This window comes from Arthrobacter sp. FW306-05-C (assembly GCF_021801725.1).
Lineage (GTDB): Bacteria > Actinomycetota > Actinomycetes > Actinomycetales > Micrococcaceae > Arthrobacter.
The window spans coordinates 1455289-1475271 of the sequence record NZ_CP084556.1 but is presented as its reverse complement, the minus strand read 5'-3'; the positions used below and the strand labels follow the sequence as shown (position 1 = coordinate 1475271).

At 66.5% G+C, this 19983-nt stretch carries 18 protein-coding genes; 3 read left to right on the top strand and 15 right to left on the bottom strand.

The annotated features are described in order from the left end of the window. Position 1: 1 nt before the first annotated feature. From LFT44_RS06800 to truB, 10 genes are all read right to left on the bottom strand, one after another. Positions 2 to 553: a DUF1579 family protein gene (locus LFT44_RS06800; RefSeq protein WP_336885641.1), complete on the bottom strand. Its 552-nt coding sequence runs from the start codon at positions 551 to 553 to the stop codon at positions 2 to 4. A 38-nt stretch (positions 554 to 591) separates the two neighbouring features. Next, positions 592 to 1935: a M16 family metallopeptidase gene (locus tag LFT44_RS06795; RefSeq protein WP_236801915.1), complete on the bottom strand. Its 1344-nt coding sequence runs from the start codon at positions 1933 to 1935 to the stop codon at positions 592 to 594. A gap of 112 nt (positions 1936 to 2047) precedes the next feature. Next, the gene (locus LFT44_RS06790; protein WP_236802821.1) at positions 2048 to 4306 is read right to left on the bottom strand and encodes a polyribonucleotide nucleotidyltransferase; all 2259 of its coding nucleotides are present in this window, start codon (positions 4304 to 4306) and stop codon (positions 2048 to 2050) included. A gap of 243 nt (positions 4307 to 4549) precedes the next feature. Beyond that, positions 4550 to 4819, bottom strand: coding sequence for a 30S ribosomal protein S15 (gene rpsO / locus LFT44_RS06785; RefSeq protein ID WP_236801914.1), 270 nt, complete (start codon positions 4817 to 4819; stop codon positions 4550 to 4552). A 227-nt stretch (positions 4820 to 5046) separates the two neighbouring features. Then, on the bottom strand, positions 5047 to 6306 hold the full coding sequence (locus LFT44_RS06780) for a kynureninase (RefSeq protein ID WP_236801913.1): 1260 nt from the start codon (positions 6304 to 6306) through the stop codon (positions 5047 to 5049). Continuing rightward, positions 6303 to 7157: a tryptophan 2,3-dioxygenase gene (gene kynA / locus LFT44_RS06775; RefSeq protein WP_236801912.1), complete on the bottom strand. Its 855-nt coding sequence runs from the start codon at positions 7155 to 7157 to the stop codon at positions 6303 to 6305. Before kynA ends, LFT44_RS06780 begins: the two co-directional genes overlap by 4 nt. 44 nt (positions 7158 to 7201) lie before the next feature. Further along, positions 7202 to 8185, bottom strand: a complete 984-nt coding sequence (locus tag LFT44_RS06770; protein ID WP_236801911.1) for a bifunctional riboflavin kinase/FAD synthetase — start codon at positions 8183 to 8185, stop codon at positions 7202 to 7204. Between the two features lie 99 nt (positions 8186 to 8284). Continuing rightward, positions 8285 to 8752 carry a hypothetical protein gene (locus LFT44_RS06765; protein WP_236801910.1) on the bottom strand — a complete coding sequence of 156 codons (468 nt, stop codon included), beginning with the start codon at positions 8750 to 8752 and terminating at the stop codon, positions 8285 to 8287. A gap of 19 nt (positions 8753 to 8771) precedes the next feature. Next, a complete protein-coding gene (locus tag LFT44_RS06760) occupies positions 8772 to 9125 on the bottom strand; it encodes a hypothetical protein (RefSeq protein ID WP_236801909.1) in 354 nt (117 codons plus the stop codon). Between the two features lie 2 nt (positions 9126 to 9127). After that, positions 9128 to 10081, bottom strand: coding sequence for a tRNA pseudouridine(55) synthase TruB (truB, locus tag LFT44_RS06755; RefSeq protein ID WP_236801908.1), 954 nt, complete (start codon positions 10079 to 10081; stop codon positions 9128 to 9130). A gap of 67 nt (positions 10082 to 10148) precedes the next feature. Here truB and LFT44_RS06750 point away from each other — a divergent pair, with 67 nt between their 5' ends. Together LFT44_RS06750 and LFT44_RS06745 are read left to right on the top strand one after the other, a co-directional pair. After that, positions 10149 to 11306, top strand: coding sequence for a pyridoxal phosphate-dependent aminotransferase (locus tag LFT44_RS06750; protein WP_236801907.1), 1158 nt, complete (start codon positions 10149 to 10151; stop codon positions 11304 to 11306). 163 nt (positions 11307 to 11469) lie between these two features. After that, entirely contained in the window at positions 11470 to 12597 is a 1128-nt protein-coding gene (locus tag LFT44_RS06745) for a ScyD/ScyE family protein (protein ID WP_236801906.1), read from the top strand. A gap of 88 nt (positions 12598 to 12685) precedes the next feature. Here the strand turns inward: LFT44_RS06745 and rbfA are convergent, their stop codons facing one another. The 5 genes from rbfA to rimP all read right to left on the bottom strand — a co-directional run bounded on the left by rbfA (position 12686) and on the right by rimP (position 18684). Further along, positions 12686 to 13195 carry a 30S ribosome-binding factor RbfA gene (gene rbfA / locus LFT44_RS06740; RefSeq protein WP_236801905.1) on the bottom strand — a complete coding sequence of 170 codons (510 nt, stop codon included), beginning with the start codon at positions 13193 to 13195 and terminating at the stop codon, positions 12686 to 12688. Between the two features lie 289 nt (positions 13196 to 13484). Continuing rightward, a complete protein-coding gene (gene infB, locus LFT44_RS06735; protein ID WP_236801904.1) occupies positions 13485 to 16412 on the bottom strand; it encodes a translation initiation factor IF-2 in 2928 nt (975 codons plus the stop codon). A 152-nt stretch (positions 16413 to 16564) separates the two neighbouring features. After that, positions 16565 to 16897, bottom strand: a complete 333-nt coding sequence (locus tag LFT44_RS06730; protein ID WP_236802820.1) for a YlxR family protein — start codon at positions 16895 to 16897, stop codon at positions 16565 to 16567. Between the two features lie 195 nt (positions 16898 to 17092). Continuing rightward, entirely contained in the window at positions 17093 to 18073 is a 981-nt protein-coding gene (gene nusA, locus LFT44_RS06725; protein ID WP_236801903.1) for a transcription termination factor NusA, read from the bottom strand. Next, entirely contained in the window at positions 18073 to 18684 is a 612-nt protein-coding gene (gene rimP / locus LFT44_RS06720; protein WP_236801902.1) for a ribosome maturation factor RimP, read from the bottom strand. The genes nusA and rimP overlap by 1 nt, the downstream gene beginning before the upstream one ends. Before the next feature lie 106 nt (positions 18685 to 18790). Between rimP and LFT44_RS06715 the strand changes: the two genes are divergently transcribed. Further along, positions 18791 to 19960, top strand: a complete 1170-nt coding sequence (locus LFT44_RS06715; protein ID WP_236801901.1) for a DUF4439 domain-containing protein — start codon at positions 18791 to 18793, stop codon at positions 19958 to 19960. Positions 19961 to 19983: the final 23 nt, after the last annotated feature.

Genomic DNA, 19983 nt, shown 5'->3' with positions numbered 1-19983 from the left:
CTCAGACACGGTGGAAGACAGACCGCATGAATGGCCTGTAGCTTGTGCCCTTTCCGTTCCTGGTGACTGGCGCTTTAGCGTCCGGCACCCCTTCACGCGCGGCCTCACGGGTTGCCCGCAATTCGCTGATATGCTGCAGCACGCCGGCCTCGACACTGATGGCGTGGCGCGTCCAGCCCGCACGGCTTGGCCGCTCAACCCGGATGACGCCGTCGTGCCAAGTACAGCGGACGGCGGCAGCGGGCGGCACCCCAGTACTGTCGACGTAGTACCACAGGACGTCATTATGGTCTGGATCGACCGTGAAGATGCCGTGGCCCTCGAAGTGCGTACCGTCAGCCTCGACATGCCGATAGCTCTGGACGACCCCGATGCCGCCGGCCATCGGCCTGTAGGAAACCTCAGCGTCCACGGTGCGCTCGGGTCCCCAGGGGCCGGCGGCGAGTATGGTGCTTCCCCGCCAGCGTCCCAACAGAGGTGCCAGGGCAGGATGCTCTGGCTTCAACTCGGGCCCGTCCACGAACACGCACCTCCTGCCGAAGCTCGCCCCCATACTCAGGATGGACTCTGCAGGGCAACAGCGCCAGCGTCCTACAGCCCGAAGGTTTCCGTCTCCTCGAAGGGACCCACGACGGTGATGGTCCGCGGCGCGGCGGCGAGTTCGGCGGCCAGTTCCTGGACCTGTTCGGCGGTGACAGCCTTGATCAGGCGGAGGGTCTCGTCGATGTCCTGGTATTCCCCGGAGACCAGCTCGGCCCGGCCCAGACGGGACATCCGGGAGCCGGTGTCCTCCAGTGCCAAAACGATCCCACCGCCGAGCTGCCCCACTGCCTTGCGGAGTTCGTCGTCGGATATTCCGTGTTCGGCGAGTTTGTCCAGCTCTACGCCCAGCAGGTCCACCACCTGGCGGACCTTCGACGGCGTGCAGCCGGCATACATGCCGAAGTAGCCGGCGTCGGCGTAGGACGAGGCAAAGGAGTAGGTGGAGTACACCAGGCCGCGCTTCTCGCGGACTTCCTGGAACAGCCTGGAGGACATGCCGCCGCCCAGGACCGCGTTCAGGACACTCATCACGTAGCGGCGTTCGTCGGTGGCGACGATCGTGGGGCATCCCATGATGATGTTTGCCTGCTCCACGGCACGCTTGACCACGTGCAGACCGGCCGTCCCGGTAATCAGGGCGCGTTCGGTGGAACGGCGCTGCACGGGTGCCGCGTCGGACTGCAGCGACCAGCCGGCAGACTCGAGGGCATCCACCACAAGTCCGCATACGACGTCGTGGTCCAGGCCGCCTGCCGCGGTGATGACCAGTTCCTCCGGCTTGTAGTACCGGCGGTAGTGCTCCCACACCGAGTCCCGGGCCACGGCCCTGATCGCGGCGGGCGTGCCGCCGATGGGACGGCCCAGCGGGTGGCTGCCAAGGACCGCGGCGACAAAATGCTCGTGGGCAACGTCGGTGGGGTCATCGCTGTCCATGGCGATTTCTTCCAGGATGACGTCGCGTTCCTGCTCCATCTCATCCGGGTCCAGTACGGCCCCGGTGATCATGTCCGCAATGACGTCGATGGCCATGGGCAGGTCGGTGTCCAGGACCCGGGCAAAGTAGCAGGTGCTTTCCTTGGCTGTTGCCGCGTTGGATTCCCCGCCCACCTCATCGAACGCCGAAGCGATCTCCAGGGCGGTGCGCCGCTTGGTGCCCTTGAACAGCAGGTGCTCGAGGAAGTGGGTGGATCCGTGCTGGCCGGGGGCTTCATCCCGGGATCCGACGCCTACCCAGAACCCGATGGTGGCTGACCGCTGGCCCGGCATCGCCTCCGTCAGTACCCGCACGCCTCCTGGCAGCACTGAACGGCGGACCTCGGACCCACCGTCGGAGCCGTGGACCAGGGTGTCGCCGGCGTGGTTCTGCTCAAGCGGCAGGGGTACAACAGTCATTGATGCCTTTCAGGAGGGGCAGCCGGATCTGGCTGCCATCGTAACAGCGGCGGGACCGGTGGATCATCCACCGGTCCCGCCGATTCATGCTTGTGCCGGGAAGCCCGGGCTGTTAGACCTCGGCGCCCTCAGCAGGCTCCGTGGCGTGAACGCGCTCGGTCTCGTCGGCGCCTTCCTCTTCGGCCACGACGGGCGACAGGGACAGCTTTCCACGGTCATCGATCTTGGTGATTTCCACCTGGATCTTCTGGCCCACGGAAACAACATCGTCGACATTGTCCACGCGCTTGCCGCCTGCAATCTTGCGGAGCTCGGAGATGTGCAGGAGGCCGTCCTTGCCCGGGGTCAGCGACACGAAGGCACCGAAGGTGGTGGTCTTGACGACCGTGCCCAGGTAGCGTTCGCCGATCTCGGGGACCTGCGGGTTGGCGATGGCGTTGATGGCGGAGCGTGCTGCGTCGGCAGACGGGCCGTTGGTTGCGCCAATGTAGACGGTGCCGTCGTCCTCGATGGAGATGTCCGCGCCGGTGTCCTCCTGGATCTGGTTGATCATCTTGCCCTTGGGGCCAATGACCTCGCCGATCTTGTCCACGGGGATCTTGACGGCGATGACGCGCGGCGCGAACTCGGAGAGCTCGTCCGGGGTGTCGATGGCCGAGTTGATGACCTCGAGGATGTGCAGGCGGGCTTCGCGGGCCTGCTTCAGTGCCGCTGCCAGGACCGAGGCGGGGATGCCGTCGAGCTTGGTGTCCAGCTGGATGGCCGTGACGAACTCGGAGGTACCGGCAACCTTGAAGTCCATGTCACCGAAGGCATCTTCGGCGCCGAGGATGTCGGTCAGGGCTGCGTAGCGGGTCTGGCCGTCCACCTGGTCGGAAACCAGGCCCATGGCGATGCCGGCGACGGCGGCCTTCAGGGGCACACCGGCGTTCAGCAGGGACAGGGTGGAGGCGCAGACGGAACCCATCGACGTCGAACCGTTGGAGCCGAGCGCCTCGGACACCTGGCGGATGGCGTACGGGAATTCCTCGCGGGACGGCAGTACGGGCACGATGGCGCGTTCGGCCAGGGCGCCGTGACCGATTTCGCGGCGCTTGGGCGAGCCCACGCGGCCGGTTTCACCGGTGGAGTACGGCGGGAAGTTGTAGTTGTGCATGTAGCGCTTGCGCGTCACCGGCGACAGCGAGTCGATCTGCTGTTCCATCTTGAGCATGTTCAGCGTGGTGACACCCATGATCTGTGTCTCGCCGCGCTCGAAGATGGCGGAACCGTGGACGCGGGGCAGGACCTCAACCTCGGCGGTGAGCTGGCGGATGTCCGTCAGGCCGCGGCCGTCGATGCGGACCTGGTCCTTCAGGATGCGCTGGCGCACCACGTGCTTGGTGACCGAGCGGAAAGCTGCGGAAAGTTCCTTCTCGCGGCCTTCGAACTGGCCTGCCAGGCTGGCAAGGACCTCGTCCTTGAGTGCGTCGGAAGCGTTGTCGCGTTCCTGCTTGTCCGCGATCTGGAAGACAGCGGCCAGCTTGTCGGCGGCGGCGGACTCGACGGCGGCGTAAGCGTCATCCTCGTAGTCCAGGAAGACCGGGAACTCGACCGTGGGCTTGGCAGCGCGTGCGGCGAGGTCGGCCTGGGCGTCGCAAAGTGCCTTGATGAAGGGCTTTGCAGCCTCCAGGCCCTCGGCCACAACCTCTTCGGTGGGGGCGGTGGCGCCCTGTTCCTTGATGAGGTTCCAGGAGTTGTCCGTGGCTTCGGCCTCGACCATCATGATGGCGACGTCATCACCGGCAACGCGGCCGGCAACCACCATGTTGAACACGGAGTTTTCCAGCTGGGAGTGCTTAGGGAAGGCAACCCACTGGGATCCGTTTTCGTCGTTCACCAGGGCAACGCGGACACCGCCGATGGGGCCGGAGAACGGCAGGCCGGACAGCTGGGTGGACATCGAGGAAGCATTGATGGCCACGACGTCGTACAGCTCGTCGGGGTTGATGGCCAGGACGGTCACTACGATCTGGACCTCGTTGCGCAGGCCCTTGATGAAGGCGGGGCGCAGCGGGCGGTCCATCAGGCGGCAGGCCAGGATGGCCTCGGTGGAGGGGCGGCCTTCGCGGCGGAAGAACGAGCCCGGGATGCGGCCCGCGGCGTACATGCGCTCTTCGACGTCGACGGTAAGGGGGAAGAAGTCGAAGCCTTCACGCGGGTGCTTGCCGGCGGTGGTGGCGGACAGCAGCGCAGTGTCATCGTCGATGTACACCATGGCTGCGCCGGCGGCCTGCTTGGCGAGGCGGCCGGTTTCGAAGCGGATTACACGCTTGCCGAAGCGGCCATTGTCAATGACTGCTTCTGAGAACTGGATTTCGGGACCCTCCAAGAGAGTCACCTCCGTTTCTGTTTGACGGAAGTCCAGCCGCATCAACCCAGCCCAGCATCTGTCTACTGGCCCTGCACCCGGTCATCGATCGAGACCCACGGGCCGCCGGCTTCTGTCGACGAAGCCGTTCCCGGGGATCACTACCGAGGACCGCGAATGCGTGATGCGGTTGATCCTCCTGTTTAGTTTTTCATTTGAAGAGGGCGGCCCGTTCCGGATGGGAAGGGCCGCCCCAAAGCCAGACTAGCGGCGCAGGCCGAGGCGCTCGATGAGCGAACGGTAGCGGGCGATGTCAGTCTTCTTGAGGTAGCCCAGCATGCGCTTGCGGCGACCAACCATGGCCAGCAGACCGCGCTGGGTGTGGTAGTCGTGCTTGTGCTCCTTCATGTGCTCAGTCAGATCCTTGATCCGCTGGGTCAGGACCGCAACCTGGACCTCCGGTGAACCGGTGTCGCCTTCGGCGGTTGCGTATTCCTTGATGATGGACTGCTTTACAGCGGCGTCAAGTGCCACAATTACTCCTTGGGAATGTGCCGTGAGGGCCCAGGTCAGTAACTCACTGCCGGGTCTGCCGCCAACGTCCTGAACCGGAAAACCGGAGGAGGCGCCAACAGCAGGAGCCAGCCGCCACGGACTGCAGCCGGATCCATCGTCCAGTTTACCGGCCCCGGCCTAACCTTGTCGAAACAGGGCAATCGCGGCAGTGCGGGCGGAACAGTCCAATCCGAACAGCGGGGCACTCAGCCCTGAAGCCGGTCCCGGATGGCCGCCATGCCCTGCAGCACTTCGGCGAAGCTGGTGCTCAGCGGGGACAACCCCACCCGGATGCCGTGCGGCGAGCGGAAGTCCGGAATAACGTCTCCGTCCCAGAGCGCTTCGACGGTGGCCTTGGTGAAGTCGGGGTGGTCCACGGTGATGTGGCCGCCCCGCTCCCCCGGCTCCCGGGGCGATGCCAGCTGCGCCCCCAGCGGGGCCAGCCATGCGTCGAAGACTTCCACGGCGAAGCCGGTCAGTGCCACGGACTTCTCCCGGATGGCGGCCATGGACGCTTCCTCGATGAGGTCCAGGGTGCCCTGCATGGCGATCATGCCGAAGACGGCGGGAGTGCCGCTGAGGAAACCCCGGATGCCCTGGGCTGGTTCATAGCCGGCCCCCATTTCGAACGCGTCCTTGCGCCCCATCCAGCCCCAGATGGGCTGGTTCAGTGCGGGCAGGTGGCGGGCGTTGACGTAGGCAAAGGCCGGCGACCCCGGGCCTCCGTTCAGGTACTTGTACGTGCACCCGGCGGCAAAATCCACGTCCGCGCCGTCAAGGTCAATCTCCACCGACCCCGCGGAATGGCAAAGGTCCCACACCGCCACGGCACTGGCGTCGTGCACTGCCGCGGTGATGCCCGGCAGGTCGGCGAGGTGACCGGAGCGGTAGGCGATCTGGCTGAGGAGTACGACGGCGGTGCGCGGCCCGGTGGCCCGGCGCACCTGCTCAAGGGTCACCCCGGCGGCGGGGTCCGGCTGGATCCACCGGAGGGTCAGGCCCTCCTCGAGGGCGATGCCCTCCACCAGGTACCGGTCGGTGGGAAAGTTTTCGGTGTCCAGCACGAGCTCGTTGCGGTCAGGGTCCTGCACCGCGGCAAGGGCTGCCCGGATCAGCTTGTACAGCACCACGGTGGTGGAGTCGGCGATGATGGTCTGCCCCGGAGCGGCGCCAAGGACCGCGCGGCCCAGCTGGTCGCCGATGGCCTGGGGCAGGGCAAGCCACTTCTCGTCCCAGCCCCTGATGAGCCGGCCTCCCCATTCATCCCGGATAAACGCGGCAACATCGTCGGCAGTCCGCTTCAGGGGCCGGCCCAGGGAGTTGCCGTCCAAGTAGGACAGCGGCGTGTCCGTGCCGATGAACAGGTCCCGGAAGCGCGCCAGGGAATCACGGCGGTCCAGCTCTTCGGCCCGCTGCCGGAGGTCGCCCAAGGCCACGTCGGTGCTGTTTTCCTGGTGGATGTTCATTGTCCAATCTCCGTCCTGACAGCGAATAGTTCCGGGAAGAACGTCAGTTCCAGGGCCTTCTGCAGGAAGGTCACACCGCTGGATCCACCCGTGCCGGTCTTCATGCCGATGGTCCGCTGCACGGTGCGCAGGTGCCGGAACCGCCAGAGCTGGAAGTTGTCCTCCAGGTCCACCAGTTCCTCGCACGCTTCGTAGGCGGCCCAGTTGTCCGCGGCGTTTTCGTAGATGTGCTTGAAGAGCGGGACCAGTTCCGGGGCGAACTCGTGGGCCAGCGTCACGTCCCGGTCCAGGACGGAACGGGGCACGTCGAACCCCTGCCGGGACAGGTAGGCCAGGAACTCGTCGTAGATGCTGGGTGCGGCCAGCAGCTCCGCCAGCATCCCGTGGGCCTCCGGGTCGGATTCGAAGATGGGCAGCATCTTGCTGTTCTTATTGCCAAGGACAAACTCCACCGCGCGGTACTGGGCGGACTGGAATCCGGACGAGTTGCCCAGGAAGCCGCGGAACTGCGAGTACTCGGTGGGCGTAAGGGTGGCCAGGACGGACCACTGCTCGGTGAGGGTCTTCTGGATGTGCTTGACCCGGGCAATGCCCTTGAGGGCCGAGCCCAGGTCGTCCTCCCGGAGCCAGGCGGCCGCGCTGCGCAGTTCGTGCAGGACCAGTTTCAGCCACAGCTCCGTGGTCTGGTGCTGGATGATGAACAGCAGCTCGTCGTGGTGTTCAGGCTGGCTGACCGGCTGCTGGGCACTGAGCAGGGTGGGAAGCTGCAGGTAGGAGGCGTAGCTCATCCGCGAGCTGAAGTCGCGGACAATCCCCTGGTCCAGGTTGCGGGTGTTCTTCTCGACGGACACGCACTGCCTTTCGTTGTTCTCATCCCTGGCGGATGAGGCTGGGGTCAGCGGCCCGCCAGGATCTGGTGGGCCTGTGCGACGTCCAGCCGCATTTGCTCCACCAGGGCCTCAGGGCCACGGTAGGCCACCATGCCGCGGAGCCGCTGCACGAATTCGACGATGACTGTCTGGTCATACAGATCGAAGTCCTCCACGGCTTCCTCCGGCCTGTCGATCACATGCGCCTCCACCTGCCGGCTGACGCCGTCGAATGTGGGGTTGGAGCCTACCGAGATCGCTGCCGGCCAGCGCTTGCCGGCCTGGTCCACCAGCCAGCCCGCGTATATGCCGTCCGCGGGGACCAGGCCGGTGGCATTTGAGGAAAGGTTTGCCGTGGGGAAGCCAAGCGCCCTGCCCCTGGCGGCGCCGTGGACCACTTCGCCGCGCATCCGGTGCGGGCGGCCCAGGACGGACGCGGCGGTGGCGACGTCACCCTCCTGCAGCGCCTCCCGCACCCAGGTGGAGGAACAGCGGCGGTCCGTGCCGTCGTCGTCATGCAGGGGGTAGCCCTCGGAGCCGAACTCGCTGATGACCTGGACGTCGAAACCGAATTTGTCGCCCAGGGCCTTCATGGTCTCAAGGTCGCCGGAGTTGCCGCGTCCGAAGCGTGCATCATGGCCGATGACCACCTGGCTGGCGTGCAGGCAGTCAACCAGGTACTGCTCCACGAACTCTTCGGCCGTGAGGCTGGCAAGGTCCAGTGAGTACTTGACCACCAGGATGGCGTCCAGGCCCAACTCGCCGAGCGCCTCCAGCTTGTCATCCAGGCCCATGATGAGCTCCGGCGCCGCCTCGGGCCGGTGGATGACCGCCGGGTGGGGGTCGAAGGTGATGGCCACGGCCTTGGCCTGGGAGAGCCGGGCAGAACGGATCAGCTGGGACAGCACCTGCTGGTGGCCGCGGTGAACGCCGTCGAAGTTGCCGAAAGTGACAACAGATGGGCCGAAGTCCGCCGGGACATCGGACGGATCGTTCCAGATGTAGACCATCACCCTCGCCTTAAGCTGCGTGCAAGCATCAACGTTCCACCGGCCGTGCGGCCGCGGAACTCTTCAAGGTTACCCGGATTCTCTGGGCGGCTTTTGCCGTCACTCCGCAGCCTTGGCGGAACCCGCCGCGACCTTCGAGGGACGGCGGCGGTACAGCCATACCAGGCCCAGGATGGGCAGCAGCAGGGGGATGAAGCCGTAGCCGCGGCCGAACAGGGACCAGACGGTTTCATGCGGGAACTGCACGGAGTCCAGGATGCTCAGCGTCCCCACCACCAGGACCCCGGCGAGCTCAACCAGCACGGCCGCAACGGAGACCTTGAACCAGGTGGTTCCTGCCTTGGCCAGCGATACCGTCGCCAGGATATACACCACGGCGGCGAACGCGGAGAGCAGGTAGGCCAGCGGAGCCTCGGAGAATTTGGTGAGGATCTGGTATCCGGCACGGGCGGTGGCCGAGATGGCGAACACCCCGTATACCGCGATCAAAAGGCGACCGGGACCGGTGTTGCGGGTATTGCGGACGGGTGCGTCGCCGGCGGCCGCGCGGGCCTGCTGCTCTTTCATTTCTGCTGCTTCTTCCACTTCAGTACCAGATCTGGTTCATTCGGGCAGCCATCACCAGCGCAGTGACACCGACCGCGGCCAGGACAAAGTTGCTCCATCGCGTCCGCTCCAGGATGGCCCAGTAGATCGCCGCGGGCGGCAGGAGCATGGCGGTGGCCATGTAGCCCCAAAACTCCCACGCTTCGCCTGCGATGGGTTCCCCGGCGATGACGCGGACGATCGAACCCACAAGGTAGACCACCAGGGCTGCTTCCACTGCCACGACGGACAGGAGGGTGACGTCGTTGGGCGCCTTCTTCAGGATCCCCGCCCCGAGGCAGAGCACCGTGGACACCAGGCCGACGACGAGGATTATCCAAAAGTATGCGTCCACGCCTACGCCTCCGCGGCTGCTGTGGCGGCCGCCCCGTTCCCGTGTCCGGTCCCGGTTCCGGGCGCGAAGACAAGGACCGGTTTGGCGTAGCTGCCCGCATCGGCGAGGAGCGCCACCAGGCTGCCGTCGGGGGCGAAGCCCGCCGCAGGGTGCTCAGCGGTGGCGGCGCCCGGGGTACCGGCAGCCGTGCCGGCAGCGATCCGGCGGCCGAAGGAGATTTCGGCGGTTTCCTGGGCCGTGAGCTCACGGTTGGGCATTAGGGCACGCGCGGCCAGGGACGTGTCTAGGACGTTGAGGTCGTCCGCGAGCTGTTCCAGGGTACGCGCCTGGTCAAGGGTGTATGGACCCACCTGGGTCCGGCGGAGGGCGGTGAGGTGTCCGCCGACGCCAAGGGCGTTGCCGAGGTCCCGGGCCAGGGCACGGATATACGTGCCGGAAGAGCATTCGACGGTGACGTCCAGGTCCACGACGCCGGCCGTGGGGTCCCTGCGGATGGCATGGACGTCGAACCGGTGGATGGTGACGGGGCGCGCGGCGAGCTTGACGTCCTCGCCGGACCGCACCCGTGCGTAGGCGCGTTCGCCGTTTACCTTGATGGCGCTGACGCTGCTGGGCACCTGCTGGAGCTCCCCCGTGAGCGCCGCGACGCCGTCGTATATCTCCGCGTCAGTGACGCCTGTTGCACTGGTGGTGGTCGTGACCTCGCCCTCCGCGTCATCCGTCACCGTGGACTGACCCAGCCGGATGGTGGCGGTGTAGGTCTTGGAAGTGCCCACGATGTAGGTCAGCAGGCGGGTTGCTTTGTTGATGCCGAGCACCAGCACGCCGGTGGCCATGGGATCGAGTGTTCCAGCGTGCCCTACTTTCCGGGTCCCTGCGAGGCGCCGCATCCGGCCAACCACATCATGGCTGGTCCATCCCTGCGGCTTGTCCACTATCACCAGTCCAGAAAGCACGCCTCCCAGTATATCGGCGCAGGTTGGAGCCGCCGTACGAACCACCGGGACGGCTAGGATGGCTGGCATGCCTGAGCTTGCCGCCCATGTACGCGACGTGCCCGTGAACCAGATCCGGGAGATCACCGAGGCCGCCTGGCGGACCCCGGGCGCCATCGTGTTGAGCATCGGCGAGCCCGGCTTCCCGCTCCCCCGGCACGTCCTGGACGCAGGTATCGCCTGCCTGGACCGCGACGAAACCAACTACACCCCCAACGCCGGAATCCCGGCCCTCCGCGAGGCGTTCGCCGCCAGGTTCCGGGAGGAACAGGGCGTGGACGTCGGCGCCGACCGGGTGTACGTGGTCTCCGGTGCGCAGCAGGGCCTGCACTTCGCCATGAGCCTGCTGCTCTCCCCCGGCGACGAGATCCTCATCCCCAATCCCGGCTACCCCACCTTCGCCATGACCAGCCGGCTGCTGAACGCCGTTCCCGTGGGGTATCCGCTGCATCCGGAACACGGCTTCCAGCCACGTGTTGCCGACGTGGAAGCACTCATCACCAGCCGCACCCGGGTGCTGGTGCTCAACTCACCCTCCAACCCGCTCGGTGCCGTGCTCAACGGGGAACTGGTGCGGGAACTGGTGGAACTGGCCCGACGGCACGACATCTGGGTCATCTCCGACGAATGCTACGAGGCGTTCACCTACGACGTCCCGCACGTCAGCCCGGCAAGGTTCGACGGCGGCACCGAGACTGATGCGCGCGTGTTCACTTCGCTGACACTGTCCAAGACCTACGGGCTGACCGGGCTGCGGATCGGCGCACTGGTCTGCCCGCCGGGGCTGGAACAGAAGATGGACAACGTCATGGAATCGATCGTCTCCTGCGTGGCCTCCGCCCCGCAGTACGCGGCGCTGGCGGCGCTGACCGGCCCCCAGGACTACGTCCGGCACGCACATCAGCACTACCGCGAGAACCGGGACGCTGCTTCGGCAGTCCTTGCCGCAAAGGGCATCCGCTACCTGCCGGCACAGGGCGCGTTTTACCTGTGGGCCGATATGTCCCACGTAACCACGGCCCCGAACGGTCCGCCGCCCTGGCCCACGTTCGCCGTGGCGAGATCCACTGCCTGTTCGAGGTATGGGGCCCCTTCGACGTGTCGGGTCCGGTCGAGGCGCTGGGCCCGTTCGACGTGTTCCGGGGAGCTGTTTCCGTGGTCTGCGGCGGTCATAGCACGATCCTAGCCACCGGTTACCCGTTGGGGGATGGAAAGGGGGCCAGGAAGGGGGGACGCCCGCAAACACTACCCGCCGGTACGGGCCTACTCTTGCGCCGGGGGATACATATTTTGCCTCTGCCGAGGCTTCCATATCCGGCCCGCAAGGGCCCCGCACCCCGGAGTACCCAATGAAGAGAAGACTCGCAGTCTTAGCCTGTATCACCGCCTCGGCCGCTGCCATAGCGTCCGGAGGCCCGGCCGCAGCTTCCACCAAAGCGCCGGATTACCAGGTACTTGCAGGCGGCCTGGTCTCGCCGCTGCACGTCGCTGCAGGAAACGGCAAGGCGGTCCTGGTGTCCCAGGATTTTGCCGGGAAACTAACGCGCATCAACCGGGACGGATCAACCGGGGACCTGGCGACCGGCACGCCGGAGGGCTGGGAAGTGGCCGGTTCCGATACCCGCGGCAGCACAACGTACTACCTGGAAAGCGTCGGCGCCGGTCAGGGTGACCCGGCCGGACTGCACGGATTCCTGAAGTCGATCGACGCCAAGGGCGGCGTGGACACCATCGCAAGCTTTGCCGATTACGAGCGGCGCCACAACCCGGACGGCGACCAGCGCTACGGATTCGGCAATGACGTGAGCGCAGCGTGCCTTGCAGGGTGGCCGGCCTTCGCGCCTGCCAAGTACAAAGGCCTGGTGGACTCGCATCCGTATGCCCTGGCAGTGAAGGACGACACCGCGTATGTCGCCGATGCCGGGATGAACGCTGTCCTCAAGGTCAACCTGAAAGACGGTGACATCGACACCCTCGCTGTCCTGCCTCCACGGCCGGCGGTCATTCCCAAGGGATTGGTCATTCCCACCGACATGCAGGGCGGGACCTTCAAGGTGCCCGACTGCGTGGCCGGCCATAAGTATGCCTTCGAACCCGTCCCGACGGACGTCGCGATGGGACCGGACGGCATGCTCTATGTGACGTCGCTGCCCGGCGGACCGGAAGGACCGGAACTGGGCGCCCGTGGTGCCATTTTCAAGGTGAATCCGTGGAACGGGGACGTGGACCTCTGGGCCGACCATATCCTCAGCCCCACGGGTGTGGCTGTGGCCGGCAACGGTGACGTGTATGTTGCGTCGCTGTTCGGTGGCGAGATCCTGAAGTTCACCTGCGACGGCGACCGTTCGACGTTCCTGAAGGTGAACATGCCGGCTGACGTCGACATCAGGGGGAACAACCTCTACGCCACGGTCGACGCGCTGGGCGACCCGATGCAGCCGCCCGCCGGAAAGGTCATCAAGGCCGATCTCGGGTAGCAGGCCGTGACAACGCCCCGGCTTAAAGGACGGGGTGGGTTAAAAGCAGCCAGGGCCCGGGATAAGCTCCCGGGCCCTGGTGTGCGTCTTACTTGTTGCCGTCCTCGTTGAGGTCTTCATCGTCGCTGAGGTCCAGGTCCTCTTCGTCGAAGTCGTCCTCATCGATGTCCACGTCGCCGGACGCGTCGGACTTGTACGGGTCCGCGTCGCCTGCGTGCCGGGCGTTGGCGGCAAGGGCTGCCACCTCGGCATCCCGCTTGCGGGCCTCCCGCAGCAGCTCCTCCAGGTTGGAAGCGTTGACCGGGATCTGGTCGGCGACGAATTCGAGGGTGGGGGTCAGGCGGACGGTGATGTTCCGGCCCACCTCCTGCCGAAGCACACCCTTGGCCTTCTCAAGCCCCTTGGCAGCATCGGCCTGGACAGCCTGGTCGCCGAGGACGGTGTAGTAAACAGTGGCGTGCTGCAGGTCGTTGGTCACGCGGGCATCAGTAACAGTAACGCCCTCAACCCGCGGATCCTTTATCCTCCGGCCCAGGGCCTCAGCAACAACAACCTTAATCCGCTGCGCCAACTTGGCAGCACGTGCCGGATCAGCCATGAACAACTCCTATAAGAAGAAAAAATTAGGGACGTACGACGGCGGCAACAGGGCAGCCAACGGACGTTTCAGTTATCTGCCACGCACCTGGGGCCGGGACGCCCGCACTATGGCGAGTGTACGACGGACCTGCGTTGGGTTTTTCCGGCGGCCTGGGAGTGGCATCGGGCCTGCCGAAGCTGGGTGCCCGACGTCGTCAGACGTTGGCCATCCAGCGAAGGGGCGGGGCCGCCGGAAAAATCCAACGGCCCCGCACCTGGCACTGCTGACAGCCCGAAGGCCGGCCAGACTAGACGCGCGGCTTCTCGCGCATCTCGAAGGTTTCGATGATGTCACCTTCGGTGATGTCGTTGTACGAGCCAAGACCGATACCACACTCGAAGTCTGTGCGGACCTCGGTGACGTCGTCCTTGAAGCGCTTGAGCGTCTCAACGGTGAGGTTGTCGCCGATGATTTTGCCATCGCGGCTGACGCGGGCCTTGGCGTTGCGTCGGATAACACCCGAGCGCACGATCGAGCCTGCAATGTTGCCGAACTTGGAGGAACGGAACACTTCGCGGACCTCGGCGGTGCCGAGCTGGACTTCTTCGTATTCCGGCTTGAGCATGCCCTTGAGCGCTGCTTCGATGTCATCGATTGCTGCGTAGATGACGGAGTAGAAGCGCATGTCCACGCCTTCGCGGTCTGCCAGTTCGGCAACCCGCTCGGCGGGCTTGACGTTGAAGCCGATGATGACGGCGGAGTCGACCGTTGCCAGGTTGACGTCGTTCTGCGTGATCGCACCGACGCCGCGGTGGATGACGCGCAGCTGCACGCCTTCGCCGACGTCGATCTTGAGCAGCGCGTCTTCGAGGGCTTCGACGGCACCGGACACGTCACCCTTGAGGATGAGGTTGAGGGTGTCGATCTTGCCTTCGGCGACGGCCTGGTCGAAGTCCTCCAGGCTGATGCGCTTGCGGCGCTTGGCCAGGGCTGCGTTGCGGTCGGCTGCTTCACGCTTCTCGGCGATCTGGCGGGCGGTGCGCTCGTCAGCGGTCACGAAGAAGGTGTCACCGGCGCGCGGCACGTTGGACAGACCCAGCACCTGGACGGGGCGGGACGGACCGGCCTCGGTCAGGGCGCTGCCGTCGTCGTCGAACATCGCACGGACGCGGCCGTGGGCCGTGCCTGCCACGATGGTGTCGCCGACGCGCAGGGTACCGGACTGCACCAGGACGGTGGCAACCGCACCGCGGCCCTTGTCCAGGTTGGCTTCGATCGCGATGCCGCGGGCGTCCTTGTTCGGGTTGGCGCGCATGTCCAGGGCTGCGTCTGCGGTGAGCAGGACAGCCTCGAGCAGCTCGTCAATGTGCAGGTTCTGGCGGGCAGAGACCTCCACGAACATGGTGTCGCCACCGTATTCCTCGGGAACCAGGCCGTACTCGGTCAGCTGGCCGCGGACCTTCTCCGGGTTGGCGCCTTCCTTGTCGATCTTGTTCACGGCCACGACGATCGGCACGTTGGCCGCCTGGGCGTGGTTGAGGGCTTCAACGGTCTGCGGCATCACGCCGTCGTCCGCTGCGACCACCAGGATGGCGATGTCGGTGACCTTGGCACCACGGGCACGCATGGCGGTGAACGCCTCGTGGCCCGGGGTGTCGATGAAGGTGATCTTGCGATCGTCGCCTTCGTGGTTGTGCGTGACCTGGTAGGCACCGATGTGCTGGGTAATGCCGCCGTGCTCGCCCGCCATGACGTCGGACTTGCGGATGGCATCGAGCAGGCGGGTTTTACCGTGGTCAACGTGGCCCATGACGGTGACTACCGGCGGACGTGCCTCGAGTTCCTCATCGCCTTCGGCTTCGAGTTCGGCGTCAAAGTCGATGTCGAAGCTGGAGAGCAGCTCGCGCTCCTCGTCCTCCGGGGAGACGACCTGGAGCTTGTAGCCCAGTTCCTCGCCGAGCAGGGCGAAGGTGTCCTCGTCCAGCGACTGGGTGGCGGTGGCCATCTCACCAAGGTGGAACAGCACGGTGACCAGCGCGGCGGGGTTTGCCTCGATCTTGTCGGCGAAGTCCGTGATGGACGAACCACGGCGAAGCCGGATGACGGTGTTGCCGTCGCCGCGGGGTACGCTCACGCCACCCAGCGACGGGGCACTCATTTGCTCAAGTTCCTGGCGCTTTGCGCGCTTGGACTTGCGCTGCTTGCCACGGCCAGCGCCGCCCTTGCCGAAGGCACCCTGGGTGCCGCCGCGGCCGCGGCCGCCCTTGCCAAAGCCACCGCCGGCGGGTGCACCGCCGCCGCCACCGGGACCACCGGTACCGGGAGCGCCACCGGGGCGTCCTGGACCGCGGCCGCCGCCACCGGGACGTCCTGCACCTGCGGGTGCGGGACGCTCAGTGCGGTTAGGCATCATGCCCGGAGTAGGACGGGGACCACCGGGGCGCGGGGCGCCTGGACGGGGACCACCGGCGCCTGCTGCGGGGCGGGGACCACCGGCACCGGCTGCGGGACGCGGCCCACCGGGGCGCGGTCCGCCGGCGCCTGCTGCGGGGCGGGGACCACCGGGGCGGTCGCCGTCGGTGCGGCTGCCACCCGGACGGGGCATGCCCTGCGAGGTGGCAAACGGGTTGTTGCCGGGACGGGGTGCACGGTCACCGTCTCCACCGCGGCCGCGGGGCATGCCCTGCGAGGTGGCGAACGGGTTGTTGCCCGGACGGGGACCGCCGGGGCGGGGCCCTGAACCACCCGGACGGGCGGAGGGAGCCGGAGCTTCAGCCTTGGGTGCCGGGCGGGCACCGGGCTTGGCGCCGGTGGACGGGGCACCAGCGGCTGGGGCACTGGAAGACGGCGTACCGGAAGACGGAGCCGCGGGGGCGGCAGGCGCGGCGGGGGCTGCCGGGGCTGCTGCCTGTGCAGGAGCAGCGGGAGCGGCCGGAGCCGGTGCCTGGGCCTTGGGGGCCGGAGCCTTGGGCGCAGCCGGACCGGGAGCCGGTGCTGAAGGGCGTGTTCCTGCCGCGGGAACAGGTGCCTTGGACGCAGCGGCTGGCGCTGCGGCCGGGGCCGAGGACTTTGCCGCGGCGTCGGGGAAGGCGTTGCGCAGTTTACGCACAACGGGTGCCTCAATGGTTGAAGAGGCAGAGCGAACGAATTCGCCCAGTTCCTGCAGTTTTGTCACTGCATCTTTGGAAGTTATACCGAGCTCTTTGGCGAGCTCATGTACGCGGACCTTGGCCACATTTCTCCTGTCTCGGTCCGCACCGAGCCAGGCACGAACCGTCTACTTCTTACTGCGGACCCCAGCCGCTGTTGATGCGAAGGGGCCCATTGCAGAGCGCAACAAAGTTGTCATCGTTACGCACTCATCGCTGGGAACTCATCGGGTTTCCATCAGATTTCTGACCCGCTTTCAGGTTGGACGGTTGGTGTTGCAGCCACCGGGGCGGCGTCAACGTTCGGACCTGGCGTGAACCAGCGTTCGACGGCGGTTGTTTCAGTTGCGCCCGGAAGGGCACGCCCGAATGCTCGCCGCTTGACCGCCAGGGCCAGGCACGATGTGCTGGGGTGCAGCCATGCACCCCGGCCAGCCATCCGGCGTCGTTCATCCACCAGGACAGCGGTTGACCCGCTGCCTTCGGCGACGAGCCGGAGCAACTGCGACCGCGGGCCCTTCTTCCGGCATCCGATGCAGGTACGCTCGGGCTGATTCCCTGTGGAAAGCATTTCTGCCACGGTCATCGTCCTGACGTTCTTTCTGCTGGCCGCAGGTTTTACTGCCCCGCAGTTGCGGAAACGAGCACGCCCAAGGCACACGGCTACCGGCTGTTAGGCGCGGTCTTATCCATTCTAGCCCCTCGGGGCCGTTCTGCCCGAAACGGGGTGGCTGCCGCGGCGCGCCAACCACCCGCGTCCCGGCAGTTATTTGTCGCGGGCCACCGCGGCGTCGGAGACGATGTCGATGCGCCACCCGGTCAGCTTTGCCGCAAGGCGGGCATTCTGGCCTTCCTTGCCGATGGCCAGGGACAGCTGGTAGTCCGGAACCACCACGCGCGCGGAGCGGGTGGCCTCGTCGGTGATGGTGACCGAATTCACCCGCGACGGCGACAGCGCGCTGGCAATGAAGGTAGCCGGGTTCTCGCTGTAGTCGACAATGTCGATCTTTTCGTCGTTCAGCTCGTTCATGACGGCACGGACGCGGGAACCCATCTCACCGATGCAGGCACCCTTCGCGTTGATCCCGGGGGTGTTCGCCTTGACGGCGATCTTGGTGCGGTGGCCGGCTTCGCGGGCCAGCGCGACAATCTCCACGGAGTGGTCGGCGATCTCGGGGACTTCGAGTTCGAAGAGCTTCCGAACCAGGCCCGGGTGCGACCGGGACAGCGTCACGGAGGGGCCCTTGGTACCGCGGTGCACGTCAATGACCAGGGCGCGCAGGCGGTTACCGTGGATGTACTTCTCGCCGGGGACCTGCTCGGGCGGGGGAAGCAGCGCCTCGAGGGACCCGAGGTTGACCTGGACCATGTGCGGGTTGTTGCCCTGCTGGATGGTGCCGGACACCAACTCGCCTTCGCGGCCCTTGAACTCGCCCAGGACGTTGTCGTCCTCAACGTCGCGAAGCCGCTGCAGGATGATCTGGCGGGCCGTGCTGGCTGCGATGCGGCCGAACCCTTCTGGGGTGTGCTCGAATTCGCCGATGGGGGCGCCGTCGTCGTCAATCTCCACGGCCCAAATGGTCACGTGCCCGCTCTTGCGGTCCAGTTCGGCGCGTGCTTTTTCGAAGGCGCCGGGCGACTTATGGTAGGCCACCAGGAGCGCCTGCTCGATGGTGGGGATCAGGAGGTCCAGCGGGATTTCACGCTCACGCTCCAAAAGTCTCAGTGCGCTCATGTCAATATCCATCAGGCCTCCTCAGAAGGTCCATTGTGTTCAGGTTCCAGACCGTCCTCCGGGAGGTGGCTGAATTCGATCTCGACTTTTCCGTTGCGGATCCTGTCGAAAGGAAGCTTTACGGGTTCACCCTGTCGGGGCTTCATGCCCTTCTTGACGGCGATCTCCGGAACGAGGGTGACTCCCCCGTCGTCCACGGACTTGATGCGGCCGGTCACGTTCTCGCCCTGGGTGACGTTGACCTTGACCATCCGGCCCCGCGCGCGGTGCCAGTGCCGCGGTTCGGTCAGGGGACGGCCGACGCCGGGCGAGGACACCTCGAGGTCATAGGGGCGGCCGTCGTCGTTGGGGTCGTTGTCCAGCACATCCGAGAGGACCTTGGAGATGTCCGCGATGACGTCCAGGCTGACCCCGCCCGTCTCTTCCTGCGGCAGGTCCACCACGACATGGACCACACGGTGGGAGCCCGGGATGATGGCTACGTCCTCCAGGTACAGGCGGTTTGCGTGAACGGCGGGTTCCAGGAGAGCCCGGAGCCGCGCAGCTTCGGGGTTGTGGGCCGGCGCGGTGCCGCTTCCCGTGCCGGTGTGGTCTGGTGAAGCCGTAGCTTCTGCGTTGCTCACGATGCCGGCCGCCTCCCTATAGATGATGTGGTGTTTACTAGCGTAGCTATTTTACCGGCCCCGTGGTGCACCCGGGTGCCCCCTCAGCGTGACACCATGGTCTGTTGTGAAACACCCCCTCAAGGACACCCACCCGCGCGTGCGCGCGTTCCGGTTTGCCGTCTTTGCCCTCGCCGCGCTGGTGGTCCTGAGCCTCGGTTTCGCCTTGATTCCCGCGGAAAAGCCAGCTCCCGCCGAGCCTCCGTTGACGGAACGGGCCAGGGCGGCGGCGTTCACTGCTGCCATGGACCTGCGTGCCTCCGGGATGGAGCTGTCTTCCACTGGCGCAGCGGATTCCGCCGTCCTGGACCCCGTTGTGACCTTGCTGACCATCCAGGCCAGGGCGTTGATGTCCCCCGCGCTGATGTCCCCTGCACCGGAAACCGGTGCAGCCACGCCGCCGGCATCCGCCACGCCGTCTTCCACCGCCGGCCCGGCCAGTGTTGCCGGACTCGTCCAGGCGCTGGCCGGCAGCGGAACCGCGCGCCTCAAGGACGCAGAAACAGCCGACGGCGGCATGGCCCGCCTCCTCGCGGGTGCCGGCACCGCGCAGATCCTCGCCGCCGGCCGCCTGGCCGCCGCCACAGGAGTACCCGTCCCGGAGGCAACGGCAGCCGCAACGGTAGAAGAGGTGCCGGCCCAGGAAACTGCTTCCCCATGCCCCTCGCCATCCGCGGCTGCCTCGCAGAAGGGCGCTCGCCCGGGCACTGCTGCCGGCGTGCGCGAGGCGCTGGCCGCTGTCGTCACCGCAGAGGAGGAGGCTGCCTACGGGTACCAGGCGGCACTCCCCCGCCTCGGTCCCGCCGAGGCCGGGCCGGCGTCGGAGTTCCTGGCCCGGCACCGCGAACTGGCCGACACCGGGGAGGAACGCCTCAGGCTCGCTTGTGGAACGGCCGTACCGCAACAGCCGGGATATGTCCTCGATTCCGCCTTCCTGGCCGCACCGGCAGCAGGCCTGGGCAGGCTCGAGGCAGCGACGCTCGCCTCCTACGGCGCCCTGGTGGCACTGTCCCAGGGCCAGGACCGGAAATGGGCGCTGTCAGCGCTGCAGGCTGCCGCAGGACGGGCGCTTCGCTGGGGCACAGACCCCGGAGCTGTTCCAGGCCTGACCCTGGACGTTAACCAACTGCCCAACCTTCCCGCAGTTACTGGACGTCCTGCCGGTACCGGCCCCGCGCCGTCGTCCGCGGAATCCCAGGCCCTCACTGGGCCGTCACCACTGAAGGAATGGTCGTAAAGAAGACCACGCAGAGGGTGGCA

Bases quoted from the DNA above. Each gene is read 5' to 3' on its own strand.
- LFT44_RS06795 (WP_236801915.1), bottom strand. From the start codon at position 1,935: ATGACTGTTGTACCCCTGCCGCTTGAGCAGAACCACGCCGGCGACACC.
- nusA (WP_236801903.1), bottom strand. From the start codon at position 18,073: ATGGATATTGACATGAGCGCACTGAGACTTTTGGAGCGTGAGCGTGAA.
- LFT44_RS06770 (WP_236801911.1), bottom strand. From the start codon at position 8,185: ATGGTCTACATCTGGAACGATCCGTCCGATGTCCCGGCGGACTTCGGC.
- LFT44_RS06730 (WP_236802820.1), bottom strand. From the start codon at position 16,897: ATGCTTTCCACAGGGAATCAGCCCGAGCGTACCTGCATCGGATGCCGG.
- LFT44_RS06745 (WP_236801906.1), top strand. From the start codon at position 11,470: ATGAAGAGAAGACTCGCAGTCTTAGCCTGTATCACCGCCTCGGCCGCT.
- LFT44_RS06780 (WP_236801913.1), bottom strand. From the start codon at position 6,306: ATGAACATCCACCAGGAAAACAGCACCGACGTGGCCTTGGGCGACCTC.
- LFT44_RS06750 (WP_236801907.1), top strand. From the start codon at position 10,149: ATGCCTGAGCTTGCCGCCCATGTACGCGACGTGCCCGTGAACCAGATC.
- LFT44_RS06765 (WP_236801910.1), bottom strand. From the start codon at position 8,752: ATGAAAGAGCAGCAGGCCCGCGCGGCCGCCGGCGACGCACCCGTCCGC.
- rbfA (WP_236801905.1), bottom strand. From the start codon at position 13,195: ATGGCTGATCCGGCACGTGCTGCCAAGTTGGCGCAGCGGATTAAGGTT.
- LFT44_RS06800 (WP_336885641.1), bottom strand. From the start codon at position 553: ATGGGGGCGAGCTTCGGCAGGAGGTGCGTGTTCGTGGACGGGCCCGAG.